Here is a 22,264-nt window from a genome sequence, read left to right as displayed (position 1 = left end):
TGCTCTTTTCGTGTCGCTGACGGTCGTCGCGCTTTCGGGCTGCGGCGGCCGCGGTGCAGCGGTTCGGCCATCTGCGACGCCGGGTACCCCGCAGCCCGCGGTGAGCGGTGAACCGAACTATCGCTTCTTCGAGACGGCGTCGGGCGGCCAAGCTCCGTACGTGAAGAACTTCGAGCGCGGCAAACTCGTCTATCTCTTGAAGGCACTCGGCGTCGCCTATACGACGACAGGCAAATCCGGCCGATTCCAGACGGCGACGATCTATTTCTACAAAGGAAGCGTGGTGCGCCTCACGGTAACGGCCCCTACGGCAACCGTTGACGGCGTCACGTACGACATCAAACTGCGCGGCGGCGTGCACGCGCGCTCAAACGACGGCACGACGCTCACATCCGATTCGATGGACTACAACGGGAAGACGAAACTCTTGCACGCAGACGGCCACGTCATAGCGACCGGCTCCTCCGGCATGGTGGTCACCGGCGATCGCGCGACGGCGGATCTCGATTTGCAGACGATCAATATCACCGGTGCTCCCGTGACGGGCGCGATGCAGCAACCTTGACGATTCGTGTCAATCGGAGAACCTTTGAACAACACCACCGGACCGGTCAAGATCGACGTTCGCGGATTGACGAAGATGTACGGGGAGCGCACCGTCGTGGACGGTGTGAGTCTCGATGTGAACGTCGGCGAAGTCGTCGGATTGCTCGGCCCGAACGGAGCCGGCAAGACGACGACGTTTTACATGGTCGTCGGACTCGTTCGCCCGAATGCGGGGATGGTGGCGCTTATCGGCGCCGACGGGGCGGAAACGGACATCACGCACCAGCCGATGCACGTCCGCGCCATCGAAGGGCTGGGTTATCTCGCTCAGGAGACATCGGTATTCCGGCGGCTGACGGTCGCCGATAACATCAAACTCATCTGGGAACAGCGCGGCGTCTCGCGCGACGAACAGGAGCGGCGTCTGCCCGCGCTCCTCGGCGAGTTCGGCTTAGAGCGGCTCGCACATGACCTGGCGGAGACGCTGTCCGGAGGCGAACGGCGGCGCGTGGAGATCGCGCGCGCGCTCGCGACCGATCCGGCGTTTCTCTTGCTCGACGAACCGTTCACCGGGATCGATCCGATCGCGGTCGCCGACATCCAAGAGATCATCCGTCTCCTCAAAGCCAAAGGCCTCGGCATCCTGATCACGGATCACTCCGTGCGCGAAACGCTGGCTATCGTCGACCGCGCGAACATACTGAGCCAGGGAAGGATCCTCGTCCAAGGCACGGCGACGGAAGTCGCGGAGTCGCCGATCGCGCGCCAATTCTACCTCGGCGAGAGCTTTCGGCTTTGAAAACGCTCGACCGCTATCTCGTCTCCGAGTTGATCGGACCGTTTGTGTTCGGGTTGGCGGCGTTCACCTTGCTTTTCGTCGCGGGCAATCTGCTCAACATCGCCCGCCTCGTCTCAGACGAGCACGCGAGCATTTGGGCCGCCGCGCAGTACTTCGTCTACACGTTGCCCGCGACGCTCGTGCTGACGTTTCCGATGTCCATGCTCTTGGCCGTTCTCATGGCCATGAGCAGGCTTTCGGGCGAGTCCGAAATCACCGCGTTGCGCGCCGGCGGCGTCAGCCTCTATCGGATCGCCGCGCCGCTCGTGGGGGTCGGGCTCGCAGCGTCCATCGTCGCGCTTCTTTTTCAGGAATACGTCGTGCCGCGCGCCACAGAGCAAGCCAACGCGATATTGCGCACGGAGATCCAGGCGGGCGGATCGGGCGTTCTCGGCAATCAGGTCGTCGCGAACCCGCTTCCGGACGGCGGTGTCCGCGTGACGTACGCCCAAGGTTTCGATACGCTGACCGACCAGCTTCAAGGCGTGACGATCGAAGAGATCCACAACGGCGATCTGACAACCGTGCTTTACGCGCCGCGTGCGACGTACGCCAATTCGTCTTGGCGATTTTACAACGCCACATCGTATACGCTCGCGCCCGACTGCTGCCGGCAGAACTTCGCGCCCATCGTCGACATCGACATCGGTGCCGACCCGAGCCGGCTTGTGGAGATACAGAAGCAGCCGGAGGACATGAGCCGGGCCGAGCTTGCGCAGCTGCTGAAAAGCGGCGTGAAACAGGGCGACACGTCGCGCTACGACCTGCTTTTGGTCACGTACGACAACAAACTCGCGCGGCCGTTTGCGAGTCTCGTTTTCACGATGCTTGCGATACCGCTCGGCATCCGGCCGCAGCGGTCGTCGTCGGGCGCCGGATTTGGCATCAGCATCCTCATCGTGTTCGGATTCTACGTCGTCACCACGGTCTGCCTTGGCATCGGGCGCACGACGCCGTCGCTCGCATTGATCATGGCGTGGTTGCCGAACGTGCTCTTCCTTGGAACCGGCCTCTGGCTGCTCGGCAGAGCGGCAAAGGTGTGAACTTGTGAACCCCACGCTGGCTTTTGCGGCAGTCGATCTGCGCGGCGCCGCGACGATCTTGATGATCGTCATCGTCGCCGGCGCGATCGCGTATTTCGGCGATCGCGTCGGTCACATCGTCGGCCGGCGTCGCATGACGCTGTTCAACCTGCGTCCGAAGTATACGAGCACGATATTTGCCGTGGGGTTCGGCATGCTCATCGCGATCGTGGTCGTCACGTTCTTCCTGGTGATCTCAAGCGAGGTCAGGCAAGCCGTCTTCTCGATCGACAAGCTCGATACGCAGATAGCGGAATTGTCGGCGCAGCGCGACATGCTGCTCGGGGCGCCGATCATATTCCGGGCGGGCGATGCGATCACGCAGCCCTTCGTCGTGAAGTCCACCGATCCGCTGCCCGTCATCGAACGCGAACTCGGCGATCTTTTCGTCGCGCTTGCGAGGGTATCGGAAACGCTGCCCGTGCAGCCGTATCCGAAGAATCCGCTCACAGGGCCGGCACAAGCGTCGATTCAAGCAGCCGCGCTTGGCATCAAATCGCAGGCACCGCTCGACGCGATCGTCGTGCCCGAGGCGAGCGAGAACATCATCCGGGGCGGCGCTCTGCGCATCGGCTTGCGCGTGTACCCGAACAAGCTTCTCTACAGGAAAGGCGAGACGATCGCGTCGGTCGGCGTGGCCAACGGACAAGACCGCGACGAAGACCGCTCGGCGCTCGTGCAATTGATCGCGAACATCAAGCTCGGCGCGATCTCGCATGAGATGCCGCCGACCATCGCAGAAAATCCGATCACGTCATTGGACGCGATCGATTCTTCGCTCGCCGCGCTCACGTCGTCACATGGTCCGACCGTCGTGCGCGCTGTAGCGGCGAACGACATCTACGCTGCAGGTCCGCTGACGGCGAATCTGGTGGTGGCGCCGGCGAACGTCCCATGACGGCGCCGGCCGAAGAACGCGTGATCGGCATCGATCCCGGCCGGGCGAAATGCGGATACGCGGTCGCAACCCTAACCGGCGAGCGGCTCGCGCTCGAAGTGATACCGATCACCGAGCTTGGCCGACGTGTCGGCGCGGACATCTCGCGCAGTCCGATCGCGATGATCTGCATCGGTCACGCGACCAGCTCGCGAGACGTCGAGCGGCTCTGCCGCGAGCGCTGGCCGGACATCCCGCGCACGATTGTGGATGAGACCAATACGTCGCTTGAAGCGCGCGGCCGATATTTTGAAGAGCATCCGCCAAAGGGCCTGATGCGCCTTATCCCTCGAGGCTTGCTCACGCCAAAGGAGCCGATGGACGGATACGCGGCGCTCATCATTCTCGAACGCTGGCTGTCATCACGAGGGCAGCAGCCCGACTAGCGTCCCTGTGTGCGAGATGCGACTTTCCGGCGTGTTCTGGGTATTTACGAGTAAAGGATAGGCCGAAAATGACGTGCAATCCATGATTCGGGACGGCGACTCTTCCGCTTCAGTAGCGGCTTTGCGCGCAAACGCGGCCGGTTCGGCGGTGTTATTCCAGCGTCGCCGGCGAATGATTCGGGAAATGACGATGTCTGCATCGCGCGGTAGATCTCAGAGAATTGCCATCCGGCACGCGGCCGGGTCGGTGCTCTGCGCGCTGCTCGTGGCTGCATCGGCGGGATCAGCGTCCGCATCCCCTCTCACGCTTTTCAATGCCGCGTCGGCAAATCGGGCCGCTTCGATCGGCGATCAAATCGTCGGAGCAGAATCAAACGTAGCGTTTGCGGTCACGTCGGTGCCGGCGCAGTCGCGCGATACCGCGTTTGCGTTTTCGCCGGATGACGTCACCCGCTTGACCGGCGCCGATGCGAGTTCGCTCATAGCCGGCACTTCTCGCCAGAAATCCGCTGTCGGGGCCGCGGTGTTCGCAGGCTCGCCGGCACTCTCGGTCGATGCAGACGCTAACCTTTCGACGTCGCTGAACGATGCCGCCTCGGTTCCCGGCGCGATCGCCGGTCTCGCGTTCCAAGTCGCTCCCGGTCGCGGGTCGGACAACGACGCCGATGATGATTTGCAACCGATCTCGGGCTCGCCGATCGTATGGCCCGGCGCCGGCCGCCAGCTCTTCGCCTTTGAAAATGTGCCGGCAGCAAACGGCGTTTCGGTAGGCCAGCAACTTGACAGCATCGCGCTCGGCGATCCCAACGCGGGTCCGCTCTTGAGCGCGGCCGGCGACGTTCCCCTTCAGGCCGCCCCGCTTTCTCCGCTCAGTGGAGGCGCGTCGGCGGGTTCGCGATTCGCTCAGGCGTCGCGCGGACCTGACGTGCAGCTCGAGCTGCCGCTGACGCTTGGAAACGTCGATGCGCGGCTCAGCCTATCTGGCCGCAGCGTCCAGAACAATCGCCCGAGCGGTCTGTCGCCCGGTTCGTTCAACGCGCCTGCGGTCTCTTCGCTCTCGTCGCAGTACCAGGAGTTGCGCGGCGGCGTCACCGTCGGCGTGCCGGTGTTCAAACACCAAGCGCAAGTTTCACTTGACGGCGTGTTTTCGAGGCTCGTCAACGATTCGGGCCAGACGATCGCCGACAATTCGGCCCCGCCGCCCGCGCTCGGATTGTACGGACCGTCGAACGCGCCGGCCACCTCCGCGCTCGCGGGTTTGAGCGCCTATCAGAATCTCGCCACGGGTCGGCAGTACGTCGGCGCGTATTCAGTCGCTCTGCCGATCGGCAAGGCGCTGACCGCTAACATGCAATACGTCGATCAGCGCTTCGGCGGCGATCCGCTCAATTCGGTGACCTCCGGCGTCAACGTCCAGAAGATCACGTCGACGTTTGGCGTGCTCTATAAGATCCCGAACACCAATGCGGCGATCAACCTCAATTTCAATCAGTCCACGTTCGAGAACGATCAGCTTCCGGGTTACAACTGGGTGCAGAACCGTCAAAACCTGTTCTTCACGGTGAAATTCTAGCGGGCGCGACCACCCGGGAACCCATCCTCGTGATCGGAATCTGCTTTGCCGTCGCGGCGGCATTGATCGCTGCGCGTCCGGTCGCCGCTTCATGGTGCGACGATCGTGGAAACGTCGAGCTGGCGCGCGGGTCGAATGTACAAGCCGTGATCTGGTTCCAGCGCGGACTCTCGATCGAGCCGGCGTCGCGATTGTTACGCGAAGATCTCGGTCGCGCGGTCCTCGTCTCCGATCCTACGGCTGCGCTCGACGATTTCTCGCGCGCAGATTGCGGCGAGCCATGCTTGGCCGAACGCGGCGATGCAGAGGCGCGCCTTGGCCGCGCGAATGCGGCGGTGGCGGACTATCTCGCAGCGAAAGCCGCGACGCGTTTGGGCGACACGGTTGGCCGCATGGCGGATGCGGGGCATTTCGACGCAGCGATCGCGCTCGAGCAGGCGCTGATCGATCACCTCGACCCGCTGCTCGAGCAGGCGGATATCGCAGCGGCCGACGCGCGCGTCGGAGCGCTCGAAGTGACCGCCGCGAAATCGGACCCACGCGACGCGTCAAGGCGGCATCATGCCGCGATCGCAGCTTTTGCCGCGGCGAATAGACTTGCGCCGCTGAACGAAGGCTATCTCCTTTCACTCGGCTACGCGCAGATGCAGTGGGGCGATCGAAAGGCGGCGCGGCGAGCGTTCGAGCGAGTGCTCGAACTGCACCCCACGCAGGCCGACGCCGAGAGCGGTCTCGACCGCCTCGGGCCGGTTCGCTGATCGGCGACATGCGCGTCGCAGTCGAGACGCAGTTCGCGATCGGCACGCCGACCGGACTTGGCGTCTACGCGCGAAACCTGTTCGACGCCCTGAGCCAGACGATCGGCATCGATGCCGTTTCGTTGGAGGATCCGCGCTTCGATCTCTGGCGTTTTGATCGGCGCGTGTATTGGGATCAGATCCGCGTTCCGACGCTCGCCAAGCGTGCGCGAGCCGACGTCGTGCACTTCACCGGGGGCACCGTGCCCGCATTGCTGCATCGCCGTGCGGTCGTGACCGTCCACGACTTGGTGTGGAGCAGGCGCGCGAACCGCGGACGGCCATACGTGCATTGGTACTTCGGCGACATGCAGCGCGCACTCGTCCGGCGCGCCGCCGGCATCGTCGTCGACACACACGCGGCGCGCGATGATGTGGCGGACGGTCTCGGTATCGAACGCGATCGGATATTCGTCGCGGGAGCCGGTGTTGACCGCCGTTTTTTTGAGGTCGTGCGCGATCCCGATACGTCAGCGCCGTTCATACTTGCGGTCGGGACCGTCGAAGAGCGCAAAGATCTGATCACCGCGGTGCGAGCGATCGCATCCCTCCCTGCGGAGATAGCGCTCGTGGCCGCCGGACCGCACACGCCATACGCGGAAACCGTGCTGCGCGAAGCGGATCGGCTCGGCGTTTCTTCGCGCGTGCGGCTGTTGGGGTATGTCGACGACGCTCACCTTCTCGATCTGTACTCGCGAGCAAGCGCGTTCGTGTTTCCTTCGCGTTACGAAGGCTTCGGCTTGCCGCCGCTGCAGGCGTGCGCGGCGGGTCTGCCGGTCGTCGCATCCGACATTCCCGTCGTCAGAGAAGTGCTCGGACCGTCTGTGCGCTATTGCGAAGCGGGCGCCGATCGCGAGTTCGGCGCAGCGCTCGCGGCATCGCTTTCCGCTCATGGTGATGACCATGCCCAGATCACCGCAGCGCGCGAACATGCTCGTTCGTATGATTGGGCCGCCGTAGCCCAGCGGCTCGCCGGCCTCTACCGCACGCTCAAGTAGGGCGGACCTTTATGGTCCGCCTGAATGCGAAGCTGCAGCAGCTGGCGCAACATCGCGATTGTCGAAGCGCTCGTCGCCGAAGCCGACGGACGAATGCGTCAATAAACGAGCGGAGATTGAGTCCAGGAACCGTTGGCCGGCGCATTCGATGAGAAGACGAGATTGACCGGATACGACGAGCCGCCTTCCGGCATCGTCACGACCGAGACCTGACGATAGCCGCCGGCCGGAACGAGAAACGATTCTACGAGCTGCGCAGCGTCGGCGGGTGCGGCGTGGATCTGGACGAGCCCGCCGTCGATGAAGAACGTGCCGGTCGCTCGGCCGCCGCGCGGCTCGAACCACATGCCGACGCGAGCATCGGCGCTCGACGGATTCAAAAGCGTGATCGACGCCGACTGCTTGACGCCGTAATCGCCGCCGAGAACTTCTCCCTGGACGAGATTGGGCAGCGGCAGCTTTCCAATCGTGAGCACGGTCGCATCGTCACCGACCCGATACGTCTCGTCGTAGAGAAAATCAGGCACGCTGTAGACACCGCGGGCGTGACGGACCGCGCTCTGCAAGAGCGTGTCGGAGATGGGCTGCACCGGCGGGTCTTGCGCGTCTTGCGCGACGAGCGCCACACGCACGCCATCGCCGCTCACCACGCGCAACTGCATCACACCCGTCACGAGCGTGTCGGGAGGCAGCGCCTGGTCCACCACGTTGATCGTGGCGTGCGGCGGCAACTCGAACAATTGTCCTTCGTTCGCCGCCTCGCGGATGAGATACCGGCTCGTTGCGAGGTGTCCGGCCGCCAACACGTTGGAATCCGGCCCGGCGATGCCGGCGATCAGTTGGATCAAACTGGAATCCAAACCGTTGTTCTGCACTTTCACGAGCACGCGTCGCGTCTCCGGCTTGGCCGCGTAATGATAGTACAGCAGCCGCGCGGGCGCATCGGCGTTCACATCGGCATAGAAGAGGGTGCCGTTCTCCACGAGCGTCTCCGGGAAGTCGGAGACTAAGAGGTATTGCGGCGGTAGGCGCGGTTGCGCGACATTGCTCACTGCAACCGCGACGTTTTTGGCCGCGCGCAGCATCCCGGAACCTTCGACCGAGACAGGCACGTGGACCGTGGCAAGATCATCCGGCGCGAGCGTGTGGGCGTCGGCTATCGAATTCGGATCGATGATCAGTCGAGCGCCTGCCTCCGGGTAGACGACCGCAGCCGCGGCATTCGCGGCGGCCTCGGCGACGAAATCCGGACTTGCGGGGTCGCCTGTGATCGTGGCCGACGCGGTGTCACCGATGCGGCCCGCGAGAACCTCGACGGTGACGGTCAGTGACGAGCTAAGCCCGTCTTGATCCGTCGCGGTGATCGTTGTCGTGCCCGTGTGCAATCCGGATACATCGATCGTCCTATCGACGGCGTTGAACGTCGCCGAGATGATCCCAGGATCGAAGCCGGACAGCGTCAGGATGCCGCTCGGCGGCGAGTCGACGTGCACGGTCGCCGAACGGCCATACTGCAAGACGATCGCGGACACGGCAAGCGACACCGACTGCGGCGGCGGTGGCGGCGGCGTGACCGTCGGCATGCTTGGCAGAATCGTCGGTGCGGGTCCCGGAGGAGTCGGGGACCCGCTCGGCGCTGGGCTCTCGGTGGCGGCTGGTGAGGGTGTGATGACCGGCGCAGCAGTGTCGGCGGAACGAACGCCGTCTAGATGTCCGTGTCGGTGCGGTCGCGCAACGAAGCCGTGCGGGCTCGCTTGCGACGCACCGGCGTACAGCGCGATGCAGAGCGCGCCTGCCGCGGCGCCGCGGATGAGGCGGCCAAGCACCTACGCGATCGCTTGCGCGTCGCGGCTGACCGCATCGATCAGCAGCGTCTTGTAGCCGTGGCTCGGGAAAAGCACGGTGACGAGATCGCGTTCCGTCCGCTCCACCGTACCTTGGCCGAACTTGCGGTGGTAGACGACGTCTCCAATGCGATAGTCGCTGATGTCATGGTCAGACTCCTCGGCCGCTGCGATGCCAACCGAGACGACAGCCGGATTTGCGGCGGCAGCCGCGAGACGCGCGCGGCAATTGTCGCACGCGCCGCAATTGGTGCGATCGAAGTCTTCACCGAAGTAGTTGAGGATGAACTTCCGGCGGCAGCTGCGCGTTTCGCAGTACTGCAGCATCATCGCGAGCTTGCTCTGATCGTACGAGCGCTTGGTCTCGTAGCTCGCAAGATTGAGCGTGAGCTTCGGGCTGCCTTTGATGCGCGGCGCGAGGCCGTACGTGCCCTTGGTGACGCTTTGGATGAAGCCGCCCTTCTTGAGCAGCGCGAGGATGACTTTGAGCTTGGTCAGCGGCAGCTGCAAGATCTTGCGCAGATCGGTGAGCGAGACGCCGTTGTCCTGACCGTCGAAAAGCTGCAGCGTGCCGAAGACGCGCTGGACTTCCTCGACGTCCGGATACTTGCCGGTGAGGAAATAATTCTGCACGCGCGTGTCGCTCTGGCGGTAGAGAAGCAGGCAGAGCGATTCCTCGCCGTCGCGCCCGGCGCGGCCGGCCTCTTGGGTGTAAGCCTCGATGCTGCCCGGCAGATCGTAGTGGATGACGAATCGTATATTCGGTTTGTCGATGCCCAGTCCGAAGGCATTCGTCGCGACGACGACGCGGACGTTTTCACTCATGAAGTGATCGTGCACGCGATCGCGGTCGGCCTTCTGCAATTTCGAATGATAGACATCGGCCTCGATGCCGAGCTGCTCGCGCAAATATTCCGAGACCGCGTACGTGTTCTTGATCGTGGCGGTGTAGATGATGCCGAGCTTGTCTTCGAGCGACCCGGCGAACGCTTTCTTCAGCGCGCGAAGCTTATCGTCGTCGGTGGAGGCGCGCACGACTTCGTAGACGAGGTTCGGACGATCGAACCCGCGCACGATCGGCTTGGTGTGCGGAATGCCCAGCTGAGTTACGATGTCTTCGCGCACGGCCGGGGTAGCGGTGGCCGTCAGCGCAAGCACGGTGGGATGTCCGAGCGCCGCGACGACGCGCCCGAGATTCAAGTATGCAGGCCGGAAATCGTGGCCCCATTGTGAGATGCAGTGCGCTTCGTCCACGACGAAGAGCGGAATATGCAGACGTTTGAGCACCTCGACGAATCCCTCATCCTCGAGACGCTCGGGCGTGACATAGATCAGTTTGAGGTTGCCGCGCGAGATCAGCTCCAGCGACTTCGTCTCTTCGTCCTCGGTGAGCGTGCTGTTCAACGCCACGGTGCTCGATATACCCGCCTCGGCGAGCATATCGAGCTGATCCTTCATGAGCGCGATCAGCGGCGAGACCACGACGGTCGTGCCCGAGAGCAGCATGGCCGGCAATTGATAGCACAACGACTTGCCGGCGCCGGTGGCGAGAATGGCAAGCGTGTCCTTTTTTTCCAGCACGCGTTTGATGACTTCTTCTTGGCCAGGCTGGAAGCTCTGGTAGCCGAAGTGTCGCCGCAGCGCTTCGTTGAGATCGATGTCGAGAGCCATGTCGCGGTTGGACCAAACCTTCCCTGATATCGGGCTCCGCTGTGCCGCCACGGAGATGACGAATGTCGGCCCGTCTTCAAACGGCGCCGTGCACTTTGCGCGCACTTATCTGGCGATATACCCTGTTTTCCGTATCGTAAACCTACTGTTCCGCACGGTTTCTTCCTTCACTACAGGTGCCAAGGCGAGGATCACTTTCCGACGTTCGTCGGGCTCGAGGCGCCGGCACGCGGCCCAAGGGCCGTGCTCGGCCGTGACCGAAAGCGTGGTAGTGGCCACCGAATCCCCTGCACACAGCCTCGCGCTCTACCGGAAACACCGCCCTGCTGCTTTCGACGACTTAGTCGGTCAGCCGGCCGTCGTCGACGGACTCACGGCCGCACTGCGCACGGGACGGACGGTCCACGCGTATCTCTTCTCAGGTCCACGCGGCACGGGCAAAACGTCGGCCGCGCGCATACTCGCGAAATGCCTCAACTGCGAGCGCGGAGGGCCGAGGCCCGATCCGTGCGGGAAGTGCGCATCGTGCGTGGCGATCGCCCAAGGGACGTCGTTCGATGTCATCGAGATAGACGCCGCAAGCAATTCGCGGGTTGAAGAGACGCGCGAGCTGCTCAAAGGCGTCGACGTCGTGCCCGCATACTCGCGCACGAAGGTCTATATCGTGGACGAGGTCCACATGATGAGCGCCTCGGCGTTCAATGCGCTGCTGAAGACGCTGGAAGAGCCGCCCTCACACGCAGTCTTCATCTTGGCCACGACGGAACCGCACAAAGTGCCGGCGACCATTCTCTCCCGGTGCCAGCGCTATGAATTCAGGCGCATGGCGCCCGAGACGATAGGCCTTCGGCTCAAAGAGGTGGCCGCACGCGAGAAGATCCGCATTTCCGCCGATGCGCTCACGCGGTTGGCGTTCTTGGCCGACGGCGCGCTTCGCGATGCTCTGGTGTTGCTCGAACAAGCCCGCGGATTCGCGGGGGATGGCCAGATCGATGACGCGGCGCTCGATCGTGCATTCGGCGCCTCGCACAGGGAGACCATTTCGGCCATCGTCGAGGCGATCGCCGCAGCCGACGCGTCGGCGGCGTTGCAGCATGTCGCTGCCGCCTCCGCCGCGGGCGTCGATCCGACCTGGCTCACACGTGAGCTGCTGAGGCGCTTTCGCCTCGTTCTGCTCGCACAGCATAGTCCTGCCACGCTCGCGCTCGAGACGCCGCCGGACGACGCCCAAGCCATAGCGGCGCTCACGCGGCGCATCGAGCCGCCCAGGGTGTACGCGGCGCTGAAACATCTGTCGGAAGCGCTCTCGAATCGATTTTCAACGCAGCCCCGCATCGATCTCGAACTCGCGCTCGTCAGGATCATCTTGCCCGGTGAAGAGTCGGGCCTGCGCGATATCTTGGAGCGGCTGCGCGCGCTTGAGGCGCGCGGCGAAAACGCGAACGGCGTCAGCGCCGCACCGCCTACGGGAGCCGAAGCCGAGCGTCCGCGCGCGCGTCAGACGGCGCGCTCCGCAGCCCCCGACTCGGTGAAAACGCCGGCCGTCCTTTCGGTGTCGAAGTTGGAAGGCATGTGGCCGATGATATTGAGCGAGATCCGCGCGTCGTCCAACATGCTTTTCGGCGTGCTGCAGCACTCGACTATCGCCGGCGTCGAAGGTTTGGACGTGACGCTCACCGCCCAGAACAAGTTCGCGCGCGATCATGCGTCGGATCCGCCGATGCTCAAACTTATCGCGGACGCTATCGCGAAGCACGCCGGCGTCCAGCCGAGCGTGCGCATCGTGGTCGGGAAATCCGCCATGGCAGCGCACGCCGATCCGTTCGCGCCGGCATCAGAGCTCGATCTGATCTGAGGAGTCCTTATGAATCCGCAACAGATGCTGCAGCAGGCGCGCAAACTCCAAGCGCAACTCGCCAAGGTTCAAGAAGAATTGGGCGGTGAGGTGGTCACAGGCGTCGCCGCTTCGGGCGCCGTGACGGTCGCGCTCGACGGACATGGCGCGATCCGTTCGGTGCAGATCGCCCCGTCCGCCGTCGATCCCGAAGACATCGAGACGCTTGAGGACCTCCTGGTCGTCGCGATCAAAGACGCACAAGCAAAGGCGCACGAGCTCTCGCAGTCGCGCATGGGTCCGCTCACCAGCGGTCTCGGCATCCCCGGTCTATAACCTCACAAACGATGGACGATCTCGCCCCGCCGCTTTCCGGACTCATCGGCGAGCTTGAGAAGCTGCCGACGATCGGGCCGAAGACCGCGGCGCGCCTAGCCTTCTATATACTCGGTGCGAGTCGAGAAGACGCGACGGCGCTCGCGGAGGCCATCGTCGCGGTCAAAGATCGCGTACGCCTGTGCAGCCGGTGCTTTTCGTTGACCGAAGCCGACCCGTGCTCGATCTGCCGCGATGTTCGCAGAGATGCGAAGATGCTCTGCGTTGTCGGTGAGCCGAAAGATGTCTACGCGGTGGAGCGAAGCATGAGCTTCAAGGGCCGCTACCATGTGTTAGGCGGACTGATCTCGCCGATGGACGGCATCGGCGTCGCGCAGCTGCATGTCAAGGAGCTGGTCGAACGCGTCGGCCTCGAGGGGATCGAAGAAGTGATCGTGGCGACCAACCCAAATGCCGAAGGCGAGTCCACTGCGCTGTATCTCGCGCGCTTGCTCGCGCCGACCGGCGTCCGCGTGACGCGCCTTGCGTACGGATTGCCGATCGGCGGCGATCTCGACTACGCGGACGAAGTCACGCTTGCGCGCGCGCTCGAAGGCCGCCGCGCGTTGTAGGCGGACCATGAAGGTCCGCCCTACATTTCATTTTCGCGCGTCTTGTTTTGGGCGGATTCGACCCGCGACATCGAGCATGACGGCTTTCGCTCGCTCGACGGCCTCGCGATAGGCCGCTCCGATCTTCTCCGAGCCCATCGGCGTGCCGGTCTCGTAGAAATATGCGGCCGCCTGTCCGACGATGAGCGTCCCCGCATAGGCGATCGCCGCCTTCACCGCGATGCCGGCGACCGGTATGAACCCCGACAACTCGCGCGCGAGCGCGCGCCACGCATAACCGCCGCCCACGACCGGGAGCAATTCGACCAGTCGCGCGGGTTCCGGACGCCGTCCGTATGCAGCGGCGATATGCATCAGCATGTTCATCTGCAGTGCCGTGATCGCGATCGTGTCGCCGGCGGAAGCGATGCCGCCGAGGACGATGCCGAGAATGGGGACGTGATCGGCGAGCGCTGACGCTCCGGCTATTTTTAAACTCAGCAGAGCGCAGTCGACCGTGAGTTTCGCAGCGACCGTCGGCCGGAAGACGGGCAGCGCGCAGGCGAGAGCGACATCGTTCTCTCCGCACGCGTCGACGACGTCCGGGATGAAGAACTTCAGCAGTTCGTGCGCGTCGAGCGTGCTCACGTCGTAGCGCCCGGGTATTCCGTCGCCGGGTTTGTTGACGCGCGCGGTCGCCGCCGCCGTCCGGTCGAGGACGAAGACCGGTACGCCGAGCTCGACGCAACGCGCGATATCCGGTTCGCTGTCGGTCGCTGCCGAAGCGGCGAAGAAAACGCCGCGCAAAGCGGCGTCGTGCGGAGGCGCTTGCGCCGAGTGATCCCACGGGAGGATGACAGGCTGCGGCGACGTTCGCCCTTCTTCCAGCACTGCGATGAGCTCGCCGGCCCACGGCCCGGCGGCGAGCAGACGAATCGGACGCTTCGAGCGCGTCTCGATGCCGTCGAGATTGACCTTATCGCGGACGACCTTCATCCAATCCGCGAGAAATGGCAGCGGCGCAATCGGCATGGTCGCGTCATCTTTTCCGTGAGGCCGCCCGAATCCCCGAAGAGATATCCTCGAGAACCACGCGAGAGAGACCCCGCAGATAAATCTGGGGGCCTCATCTCGTATCGTAGTTGCACACTATCGCTAGTGCGTCATCTACGACTGCGTTTTACCCCTCGTACCTCGAACTAAACCTCGGCCTTGACAACGTCCGGATCCTTGGTCAGCCGCACGGTGCTAGGGCCTTCGCCGTTCTCGCTGGGCACGTGGGGCGTGAAGTCCTCGGCCGGCAACTCGTCTTCTGTATCAAAATGTTCGGGTGCAAGCCATTCGTACGCCACCGGTACGAGGACCAGCGTCAGCAACAGCGAGCTTGCGAGTCCGCCGATGACGACCACGCCCAGCGCCTGACGGACCTGCGAACCTTCGACGAGTCCAAGTGCGAGGGGTGTCATGCCGGCGATCATGGCCGACGTGGTCATGATGATCGGACGGAAGCGGACCCGAGCGCTTTCTCGCAACGCGTCCATTTTGGCGAATCCCCTTCGCCGCAGCGTGTTGGCGTAGTCCACGAGCAGGATACCGTTCTTCGATACGAGGCCGACGAGCATGACCACGCCGATCAGCGAGAACAAGTTGAGTGTCTGGTGCGTCAGTGCTAAAGCGCCGAACGCGCCGACCGAGGCGACCGGCACGGAGAACATGATGATCAGCGGCGTGATGTATCCATTGTAAAGCGCGACCATCAGAAGATAGACGAGGATAACCGAAAGGCCGAGGGCGGCCCCCATGCCGGTGACGGTGTCGGTGAGGTTTTGCTGATTGCCGTTCGGGTTGGCGCGGACGATCACGGACGCCGGCAGCGCCTTTGCTTTCAGCCGGCGCACGAAGTCGTTCTGGACGTTTGAAAGCGCGTAGCCCGGCGCGACGTTCGCGGTGACGTGGATGACCGTCTCGCGATTCACCCGCGTGATGACCGGTTGAGCAGGCGAATAGACTATGTTCGCGATCTGGCCGATGGTGACGGCTGCGCCGTTGTTCGCGCGCACCGCAATCGCGCGCAATTGATCGAGGTTCCTCTGATCTTGCAACGGGAAGATGACTTGCACATCCTTGAGACCGTTGGGCGCTTCGAACTGCGTCGCCACCACCCCGCCGAGCGCCGCACGCACGGCGCTCGAAGCCGTGCCGATGCTGACATCGAGCGCCTGCGCCGCGGTGCGATCGAACTCGACATTGACTTGCGGCGTGAGGTTTTCCACCGAGCTCGTCACGTTGGCCGTTCCCGGCGTGGCGCGCATCACGTCGAACACCGTCGCCGCATACTGCGTCGGGTCGCCGCGAACGTTCGTGACGAGATAATCCATCGGCTGGGCGTTGCCGCCGCCGGTGCTGGTCGCCGGGATGATGACGACGTCTGCGCCCGGCGCTTCACCGCGAAGCTTCTCGCGCAGATACGCCACCCAATAATCCGTGCTGTGCTTCCGGTCGTCGCTCAGGAAGAGGTGGATCTGCCCGATATTGCCTTGATTCAGAAATCCGCCGAACGGTGATGAGTATGCGCCCGACACCGCGGTCACCGCCTTGAGGTCCGAGACGCGGAGAACGCTTTGGTCGAGCGTCCGCACCGTCGCATCGAGCTTGGTCAACGGTGTTCCCGTGGGATAGGTGATCTGCACGTAGATCTCGCCGCGGTCGACGGACGGGATGAACGTGAATCCGACGACGCCGAGCGGCAGGAGCGCGATCGCGAGGATAAGCGAGACGATCGCGATACCCGCGACGAAGCGCGGGCGAGCGAGAGCTTTCGGCAGCAGCGAATCTGCGTACCAGAGGCGCAACCGCTCGAAGCCGCGCTCAAAGGCGCGGATCGGCGACCATGGAGTCCACGAACTGCGCATCGACCATCGCCCGGCCAGCGCCGGCGTCACCGTGAACGATATCAGCAGCGAAGTCAGCGTCGCCACAACGACGACAAGCGCGAACTCGCTCATGAATTTGCCGACGACGCCGGGCAGGAACGCGATCGGCAGGAACACGACGACGTCCACGAGCGTGATCACGATGGCGGCGAAGCCGATCTCCGTGCGGCCGGTGATCGCGGCGGACAGCGGAGGTTCGCCGCCGCGTCGATGCCTATCGATGTTCTCCAAGACGACGATGGAGTCGTCGACAAGGATACCCACGACCAGTGTCATCGCAAGCAGCGAGATCGTGTCTATGGTGAAGTTGGCCAGCTTCATCACGGCGATCGTGATCATCAGCGATGTCGGGATCGCGATGAGCACGACGATCGAGTTGCGCCACGAGCCGAGGAAAAAGAGCATGACGATGGACGTCAGCGTGATGCCCTCGAGCAGCGTGTGCAGCACGCCCGTCAGCTGCTGCTCCGTGTAGTCCGCCTGCACGTGGATGACGCTCAGCTGTACCGCCGGGAACTGCTGCGACAACCGCGGGAGAGCTGCGAGTACGTTGCGCGACGTTGAAACTTCGTTCGCGGTGGTGGTCTTTTGGACCGAAAGAAAGAGTTGAGGCGTGCCGTTCACGTATGCGTACACGCGCTGCGGCTCGAAAGAATCGGTCACCGATGCGACATCGCCGATGCGGGGTACGGTCGAGGAAACGCTCCACGGATTCAGCGAGCTCGGGGCAGCCGCCGCCGTCGATGCGGCGCTCGCGCTGCCTCGCAGGAGCGGCAACGCCGCGACGGACGCGGGCGTTTGGATGTCGCCGCGCACGTCGACGAGGGTCTCACGCTGCGGCCCGTAGAGAATGCCGCCAGGCAAGTGCGCGTTGTTCCCGGATATGGACGAGATCACATCGCTGATCGTGTAGTTGCCGGCCGTCAACGCCGTCGGATCGACGGTGACCTGGAACGAGGGCGTCACGGATCCGTTGGAGTCGACATTGCCGACGCCGTCAACTTGTTCGATCGCCGGCACGATTTGGTTGACGACCACGTCCGATAACGCGGCTGCCGAAAGCGAGCGCGACGCCGCGGCGAGCGTCACCACGGTGGATTCGCCGGGGTCGAAAGTCGAGATCTGCGGCGCGCGCAGATCCGTCGGCAAAAGCGACTGGGCCGATTCGACGCGGCGCTGGATCTCGACGAGCGACGTCGTGGTGTCGGCGCCGAGATTGAAGACGGCCGAGATAGTCGCTCTGCCTTGCAGCACGGTCGCGTTCAGGGAAGCGAGATCCGGTGCGCCCGCGATCGCATCTTCGATCGGGCGCACGATATCGTCGCGCATCTCGGTCGGAGACGCGCCGGAATAGGTAACGTTGATCGTGACCGTGGGCAGATCGATATTGGGGAACTGCTGCTGTGTGATCGTGGAAAGCCCGATCATGCCGGCGACCGCCACAAACGCGATCAGGACAACCACAAGTGCAGGGCGAGCGACGAACAGCCGCGTCAGCCACATATCAGCGCGTGGCCACCTTCTGGCCGTCGGCAAGACCGAGTTGGCCGTTCGCGACGACCATGACGCCCGCCGCGAGCCCCCGGACGATCGCGTACGTCTGGTCTTCGGCGACTTCAGTCACGCTGGTGACATGTGCGACGCCTGCATCCACCGTGACTATGCGCTCATGCGTGTCATCGATGAATGAGGTCACCGGAACCGCTATCCCGCTCTCGGGCGGCTGGGTGACGGAGGCAGCGACGGTCATGCCCGGCTTGAGCGCGTCGTCGAAGTTCGGCACACTTGCCTTCACGATAAAGCCCGATGAAGACGGCGAGGTAGGCGAGAGCAGCGCGACGACCGTTCCGCTGAAGCTCCGAGCGGGGACGGCGGGCGACGTCAGCCTGACCGGGGCGCCGCGCGCGATGCCGGCGACCTGCGTGCCGAAGGCGTTGAGCTCTGCGTACACCCGCGAGACTTCTTGCAGCGTGAAGATCTGACGCGTTCCCGGGTATTCGCCCGGGTTGAGGTTGCGGTTGACGACGACGCCGTCTATAGGTGAGACGATCGACGCCTTCGCGATTTGCGCTGCGATCGAAGCGGCTTGCGCGTGCGAAGCTGCCGCTGAAGCTTTCGCCTGGTCGATATTCGCCTGTTGCAATCCGCGCGTAGGCGTGCCGTTGGCGATATCGTTCTCGCGAGCTTGGTCGACGGCGTCCTGCGCGCTCACCACACCTTGCTGGCTGACCTGTACCTGCGTGCGCTGCTGTTCGACGGTCTGCGCGGAGATGAAGCCTTGGCCGACGAGTTGCTGATCGCGCGCGAGTGTGGATTGCGCGAGCGTGAGGTTTTCGCGGGCCTGCGCGAGCGCCGCTTCCGCAGAATTGAGCTGATCGTGACCTTGCGAGAACGCGACAGAAGCCTGATATTCCATCTGCGCCGCGTGCGCGTCCGCGCTGGCTGCCGTCCTTTGCGCGGACACGAGATCAGCCTCTAAGTCAGCGGTTGAAAGGAGAGCGAGCGGTTGACCGGCGCGGACGGAATCGCCCTCATTGACGTACACGGCGATCGCGGGTTCTGTGAGGTCGCTCGTCAGCGCGACGTTTTGCAGCGGCGCGATGACCCCCGAGAGCGTCGTGGTCGCGCGAACCGTCCTTGGCATCGCCGGAACTACGTGCACGGCCGGCGGTGGCGGCGCGGCCGACGGCTTGTTTCCGCCGCATGAGGTCAGCATCAGCGCGGTAACGGCGACCGCGGCTATTCGGACACCTATATTCATGGACTCCCCTATGTGCGATGCGCCGCAAGTGCCGACCTGCCGGGGTGATTCTATGCGATTTCTACACTTGGTCCGCGAGATTGGACGGCATGGGGCGGGGACGCTGCAACTGAAAGGGGCCGACGCGCGTCGGCCCCTTCGACTCGATCCGTACTCTGCGTTTAGACGCCGGCCTGCTCCGTGTAACCCTGCCACCAGAGCCCGAGCACGACCTCAAGCGATTCTTGCGAGAGATGCTTGTCGAGCGCCATATCGACGAACGGCTTGCTCTCCGCGCGCTGTTCGTTGATGACCGTGCTGACCGGCACTTTTTCTTCCGCGGCTAGCCACGAAGCGACGGCGACGTCGCCCGGCGACATCCCGAGATTGAGCACTTGCGCGTAGGTCGGCGGCTCTATCCCCAAGCGATGCCTGACCGACTGCGCGAGCGAATCGTAGCGGCCTTCAGGATAGCCGACGCCAAGCAGCGTGATGCGCGCCTGGATCTGCCGCGATTGCGCGGAAAAGTACAGCGACTGCGCGACGTCCGATGCATGGGCCGCGGCGTCGAGCGCAGTCTCGGCCGCCGTGGCAAGCGGTTTGAGCTGCTGCGCCGCGAGCGGCGAGATGTCCCCGCCGAAGTCAACCGGCGTGCGCGATAGCTGACGGAAGTAGGCGTCGAGCGGCGGCAGCGATTGCCAGCCAAGCGCGAGGGCACCGCGGCCGGCCGTGATCGCGTCTATGATCTGACCCGTCGAGGCGTTCATGCCGCTGGTCATTTCGCCATAGAACGGCAGCAGGCGGAGGGTGTCGCCGGTGATCACGGGCGCGGTGACGCGCGCGTTCATCTCATTGAGCACGCCGATGTCGTCTTTGACCAAGCTGGATGACTCAGAGTTGAGATAGCCGCACTTGTCGCCGATCACGTTGATCGCACGCGACATATGAGCGAGATCGTTCTCGATGCCTTCCAGCCGGCTGCCGGGCCGGATATCGACGTTGCCGAAATCCGGAACCTCGTACGCCAGATTGTCGAGGCGGTCGCTGAAGCGCTGTAGATCATCTTTCGCGAGTTTGGCGCGGTCGTCGACCGCCGTCTGCGCGGTACGTGCCCGGCCGATCGCGTCCGTCAGCGACTTGCGGACCGGGTCGAGATTCGGCGCGAGCAGAGCATTGCGGCTGTCCGATGTTTGAGGCAGGAGCGCGAGCGCGCGGTTGGCGGCCCCGGCGGCGTCGGCTGAAGCGCTGCTCGAGTGTGCGATCTGTTTCAACGCGATCTCGCTCTTATCGAAGTTGCCGAGCGCGATCTGGGTTTCGCCGCTATGCAGCAAGGCCAGCTGATTCGTCGGATCTTTCGCGAGCACGGAGTTGAACTTGGCGAGAGCGTATGCGTACCGGCCCTCGTCCTGGTCGTGCATCGCCTGCGCAAGGACTTGATCGGTCGTCGCTTGCGTGAATTCCGGGTAGCCTTTGAGGTGCGCGATGCGGTTGACCGGATCCGGATGATCTTCGAAGTACTTCTCGAGGCCATTGCCCGAGTTGCCGAACTCCTTTTGCATGTGCTCCATGAACGAGACCATCGCATCCGGGTCGTAGCCTGCTCGGCTCATGAGCTGCAGACCGTATTGGTCGGCCTGGAGCTCGTCGATGCGCGACATCTTCTGCATCGAGAGATCGCCGATGAGGTTGCCGAAGCGGTAGACGAATGGGGACGTGAACGAGAGGATGCCCAAGAGAATATTGAGGACCTGCGCCTTGGCGTTCCCGGTGATCACGTGGCGCCGTTCAACGTGGCCGGTCTCGTGACCCAAAACGCCGGCCAGCTCGTCGTCGGAGCTTGCGAAGTTGAGCGTGCCGAAATTGATGTAGACGAAGCCGCCCGCGAGTGAGAAAGCGTTGATCTCGTTCGTATCCACGATCTTCACGGTGTACGTGATGTCGGGGCGGGCGCGATACTTCGCCAGGTTGTCCTCGATGCCGGATACCCAAGTGTTCATGACCGGGTCGGACATCAGCTGGTTTTGCGCGTCGATCTGCTGCGCTTCTTGCTGGCCCATGCGGATCTCTGTGGCGGTGGAGACCGCTGCGGCGGGGAGCGGGAAAGCTGCGGCAGTGACGGCTACGGCTGTTGCGACCGCAAGCGCGCGCTTGATCAAAGACATCGGGAGCGCTCCTCTCGTGCGAGGGCGAAGTGGTGCAGTACTGGATGCGCCGGACGGTGGGAGAGTCCTCTCATCGAACGTCGCTGTGACGGGCTCTCATCCACATCTCATTCACAATTGATTCACAGCGCTCTCCACAAGGGAATCGAAACGTCCCCCTGAAGTCGGCGGGACATGAGCAGCCTCGCGTTCAGGCCGAGCGCAGGCTCCGCTTTACATCCAAGCAGCTATGAGGCGCGTCGCGACGCAATGCAGATCAAGGGGACGAAGTCGGGGCTGCTGTTGCACCTGTACGACCGTCCGCTCGCCGGGGCTGTCCTTGAGCTGCGTGGAAAGCTGGATGCAAGCCCGGATTTCTATCGCGGAAGCCGCGCCGTGCTCATGCTCGGAGGCGAGAGCGCGGAAGCGCCTGAGCTCGCGGCCGTCATCGCCACGCTCGAACAGTACGGCATCACAGCAGACGGTGCCGTGTGCGACAGCGATTCGTCCGCCGCCGTCGCCCGGTCCGCCGGGCTTCGGCTCGTCGCAGCCAGCGTTGCGGCAGCGCCGCGGAAGGTTGACGATCGCACCACCCCGTCGCGCAACGGAAGAGCACGGCGATCTCAGGCGGCGCACGATCAAACGCGCGACGCCGACGAACCCGTCACAAACGTCTATCACAAGGGCACCGTGCGCTCAGGCCAGTCGTTCGAAGCCGAGGGAAATCTGGTCGTCGTCGGCGATGTGAACGCAGGCGCCGAACTCATCGCCGGCGGGGACATCATCGTCTGGGGGGCTCTGCGGGGAGTCGCCCACGCAGGCGCGCGCGGCGATGATGCGGCATCGGTATACGCGCTGAGGCTTGAAGCGACGCAGCTGCGCATATCGCGCTGCATCGCGGCGGCCCCGCCTGCGGACAAGCGACGCGCCCACGATCTTCTGCCTGAAATCGCGACGATCCGCGACGGCCGGATCGTCATCGTCCGCGCGGACCAGCCACACCGATAGCGAAGGAAGA

At 63.8% G+C, this 22,264-nt stretch carries 18 protein-coding genes; 12 read left to right on the top strand and 6 right to left on the bottom strand.

Annotated elements, in window-relative coordinates; translation table 11 throughout:
* Positions 1-10 precede the first annotated feature (10 nt).
* The 8 genes from lptC to VKT51_03210 all read left to right on the top strand — a co-directional run bounded on the left by lptC (position 11) and on the right by VKT51_03210 (position 7,157).
* The gene (gene lptC / locus VKT51_03245; GenBank protein ID HLJ83178.1) at positions 11-565 is read left to right on the top strand and encodes an LPS export ABC transporter periplasmic protein LptC; all 555 of its coding nucleotides are present in this window, start codon (positions 11-13) and stop codon (positions 563-565) included.
* A gap of 24 nt (positions 566-589) precedes the next feature.
* The gene (gene lptB, locus VKT51_03240) at positions 590-1,345 is read left to right on the top strand and encodes an LPS export ABC transporter ATP-binding protein (protein HLJ83177.1); all 756 of its coding nucleotides are present in this window, start codon (positions 590-592) and stop codon (positions 1,343-1,345) included.
* Complete coding sequence (locus VKT51_03235) at positions 1,342-2,427, top strand: LptF/LptG family permease (GenBank protein ID HLJ83176.1); 1,086 nt, start codon at positions 1,342-1,344, stop codon at positions 2,425-2,427. Before lptB ends, VKT51_03235 begins: the two co-directional genes overlap by 4 nt.
* 4 nt (positions 2,428-2,431) lie before the next feature.
* The gene (locus tag VKT51_03230) at positions 2,432-3,364 is read left to right on the top strand and encodes a DUF3084 domain-containing protein (GenBank protein HLJ83175.1); all 933 of its coding nucleotides are present in this window, start codon (positions 2,432-2,434) and stop codon (positions 3,362-3,364) included.
* Complete coding sequence (locus VKT51_03225) at positions 3,361-3,789, top strand: hypothetical protein (GenBank protein HLJ83174.1); 429 nt, start codon at positions 3,361-3,363, stop codon at positions 3,787-3,789. Before VKT51_03230 ends, VKT51_03225 begins: the two co-directional genes overlap by 4 nt.
* Positions 3,790-3,979: 190 nt before the next feature.
* Complete coding sequence (locus VKT51_03220; GenBank protein ID HLJ83173.1) at positions 3,980-5,362, top strand: hypothetical protein; 1,383 nt, start codon at positions 3,980-3,982, stop codon at positions 5,360-5,362.
* 29 nt (positions 5,363-5,391) lie between these two features.
* Positions 5,392-6,120 (top strand): hypothetical protein, encoded by a 729-nt coding sequence (locus VKT51_03215; protein ID HLJ83172.1) that lies wholly within the window; start codon positions 5,392-5,394, stop codon positions 6,118-6,120.
* Positions 6,121-6,128: 8 nt separating this feature from the next.
* Complete coding sequence (locus VKT51_03210; GenBank protein ID HLJ83171.1) at positions 6,129-7,157, top strand: glycosyltransferase family 1 protein; 1,029 nt, start codon at positions 6,129-6,131, stop codon at positions 7,155-7,157.
* A 98-nt stretch (positions 7,158-7,255) separates the two neighbouring features.
* Here the strand turns inward: VKT51_03210 and VKT51_03205 are convergent, their stop codons facing one another.
* Both VKT51_03205 and VKT51_03200 read right to left on the bottom strand, forming a co-directional pair.
* Positions 7,256-8,983, bottom strand: a complete 1,728-nt coding sequence (locus tag VKT51_03205; GenBank protein ID HLJ83170.1) for a hypothetical protein — start codon at positions 8,981-8,983, stop codon at positions 7,256-7,258.
* Positions 8,984-10,672, bottom strand: a complete 1,689-nt coding sequence (locus VKT51_03200; protein ID HLJ83169.1) for a RecQ family ATP-dependent DNA helicase — start codon at positions 10,670-10,672, stop codon at positions 8,984-8,986. It lies immediately after the preceding gene.
* Positions 10,673-10,943: 271 nt separating this feature from the next.
* On the opposite strand from VKT51_03200, the gene dnaX reads away from it, so the two are divergent.
* Genes dnaX through recR form a run of 3 tightly spaced genes read left to right on the top strand, consistent with a single transcriptional unit; the run spans position 10,944 to position 13,453 of the window.
* Positions 10,944-12,527 (top strand): DNA polymerase III subunit gamma/tau, encoded by a 1,584-nt coding sequence (gene dnaX, locus VKT51_03195; protein HLJ83168.1) that lies wholly within the window; start codon positions 10,944-10,946, stop codon positions 12,525-12,527.
* Positions 12,528-12,536: 9 nt separating this feature from the next.
* Complete coding sequence (locus tag VKT51_03190) at positions 12,537-12,842, top strand: YbaB/EbfC family nucleoid-associated protein (protein ID HLJ83167.1); 306 nt, start codon at positions 12,537-12,539, stop codon at positions 12,840-12,842.
* 11 nt (positions 12,843-12,853) lie between these two features.
* On the top strand, positions 12,854-13,453 hold the full coding sequence (gene recR / locus VKT51_03185) for a recombination mediator RecR (GenBank protein ID HLJ83166.1): 600 nt from the start codon (positions 12,854-12,856) through the stop codon (positions 13,451-13,453).
* Positions 13,454-13,480: 27 nt separating this feature from the next.
* Here recR and VKT51_03180 read toward each other — a convergent pair whose 3' ends face one another.
* The 4 genes from VKT51_03180 to VKT51_03165 form a co-directional block, all read right to left on the bottom strand.
* On the bottom strand, positions 13,481-14,464 hold the full coding sequence (locus tag VKT51_03180) for a hypothetical protein (GenBank protein ID HLJ83165.1): 984 nt from the start codon (positions 14,462-14,464) through the stop codon (positions 13,481-13,483).
* A gap of 167 nt (positions 14,465-14,631) precedes the next feature.
* Complete coding sequence (locus VKT51_03175; protein ID HLJ83164.1) at positions 14,632-17,868, bottom strand: efflux RND transporter permease subunit; 3,237 nt, start codon at positions 17,866-17,868, stop codon at positions 14,632-14,634.
* Between the two features lies 1 nt (position 17,869).
* Entirely contained in the window at positions 17,870-19,126 is a 1,257-nt protein-coding gene (locus VKT51_03170) for an efflux RND transporter periplasmic adaptor subunit (protein ID HLJ83163.1), read from the bottom strand.
* A gap of 161 nt (positions 19,127-19,287) precedes the next feature.
* Complete coding sequence (locus tag VKT51_03165; protein ID HLJ83162.1) at positions 19,288-21,267, bottom strand: M48 family metalloprotease; 1,980 nt, start codon at positions 21,265-21,267, stop codon at positions 19,288-19,290.
* Between the two features lie 174 nt (positions 21,268-21,441).
* On the opposite strand from VKT51_03165, the gene minC reads away from it, so the two are divergent.
* Complete coding sequence (minC, locus tag VKT51_03160; protein HLJ83161.1) at positions 21,442-22,254, top strand: septum site-determining protein MinC; 813 nt, start codon at positions 21,442-21,444, stop codon at positions 22,252-22,254.
* Positions 22,255-22,264 lie beyond the last annotated feature (10 nt).

Source organism: Candidatus Eremiobacteraceae bacterium, assembly GCA_035295225.1.
In the GTDB taxonomy this organism is placed as follows: Bacteria; Vulcanimicrobiota; Vulcanimicrobiia; order Eremiobacterales; family Eremiobacteraceae; genus JABCYQ01.
The sequence above is the reverse complement of the archived record's forward strand: the minus strand, read 5'-3'. Positions and strand labels throughout refer to the sequence as shown.

Excerpts from the sequence above, each read along its gene's own strand:
- VKT51_03225 (HLJ83174.1), top strand. The coding sequence starts at position 3,361 with ATGACGGCGCCGGCCGAAGAACGCGTGATCGGCATCGATCCCGGCCGG.
- VKT51_03220 (HLJ83173.1), top strand. The coding sequence starts at position 3,980 with ATGTCTGCATCGCGCGGTAGATCTCAGAGAATTGCCATCCGGCACGCG.
- VKT51_03210 (HLJ83171.1), top strand. The coding sequence starts at position 6,129 with ATGCGCGTCGCAGTCGAGACGCAGTTCGCGATCGGCACGCCGACCGGA.
- VKT51_03200 (HLJ83169.1), bottom strand. The coding sequence starts at position 10,672 with ATGGCTCTCGACATCGATCTCAACGAAGCGCTGCGGCGACACTTCGGC.
- VKT51_03190 (HLJ83167.1), top strand. The coding sequence starts at position 12,537 with ATGAATCCGCAACAGATGCTGCAGCAGGCGCGCAAACTCCAAGCGCAA.
- recR (HLJ83166.1), top strand. The coding sequence starts at position 12,854 with ATGGACGATCTCGCCCCGCCGCTTTCCGGACTCATCGGCGAGCTTGAG.
- VKT51_03180 (HLJ83165.1), bottom strand. The coding sequence starts at position 14,464 with ATGCCGATTGCGCCGCTGCCATTTCTCGCGGATTGGATGAAGGTCGTC.
- VKT51_03175 (HLJ83164.1), bottom strand. The coding sequence starts at position 17,868 with ATGTGGCTGACGCGGCTGTTCGTCGCTCGCCCTGCACTTGTGGTTGTC.
- VKT51_03170 (HLJ83163.1), bottom strand. The coding sequence starts at position 19,126 with ATGAATATAGGTGTCCGAATAGCCGCGGTCGCCGTTACCGCGCTGATG.
- VKT51_03165 (HLJ83162.1), bottom strand. The coding sequence starts at position 21,267 with ATGTCTTTGATCAAGCGCGCGCTTGCGGTCGCAACAGCCGTAGCCGTC.
- minC (HLJ83161.1), top strand. The coding sequence starts at position 21,442 with ATGAGCAGCCTCGCGTTCAGGCCGAGCGCAGGCTCCGCTTTACATCCA.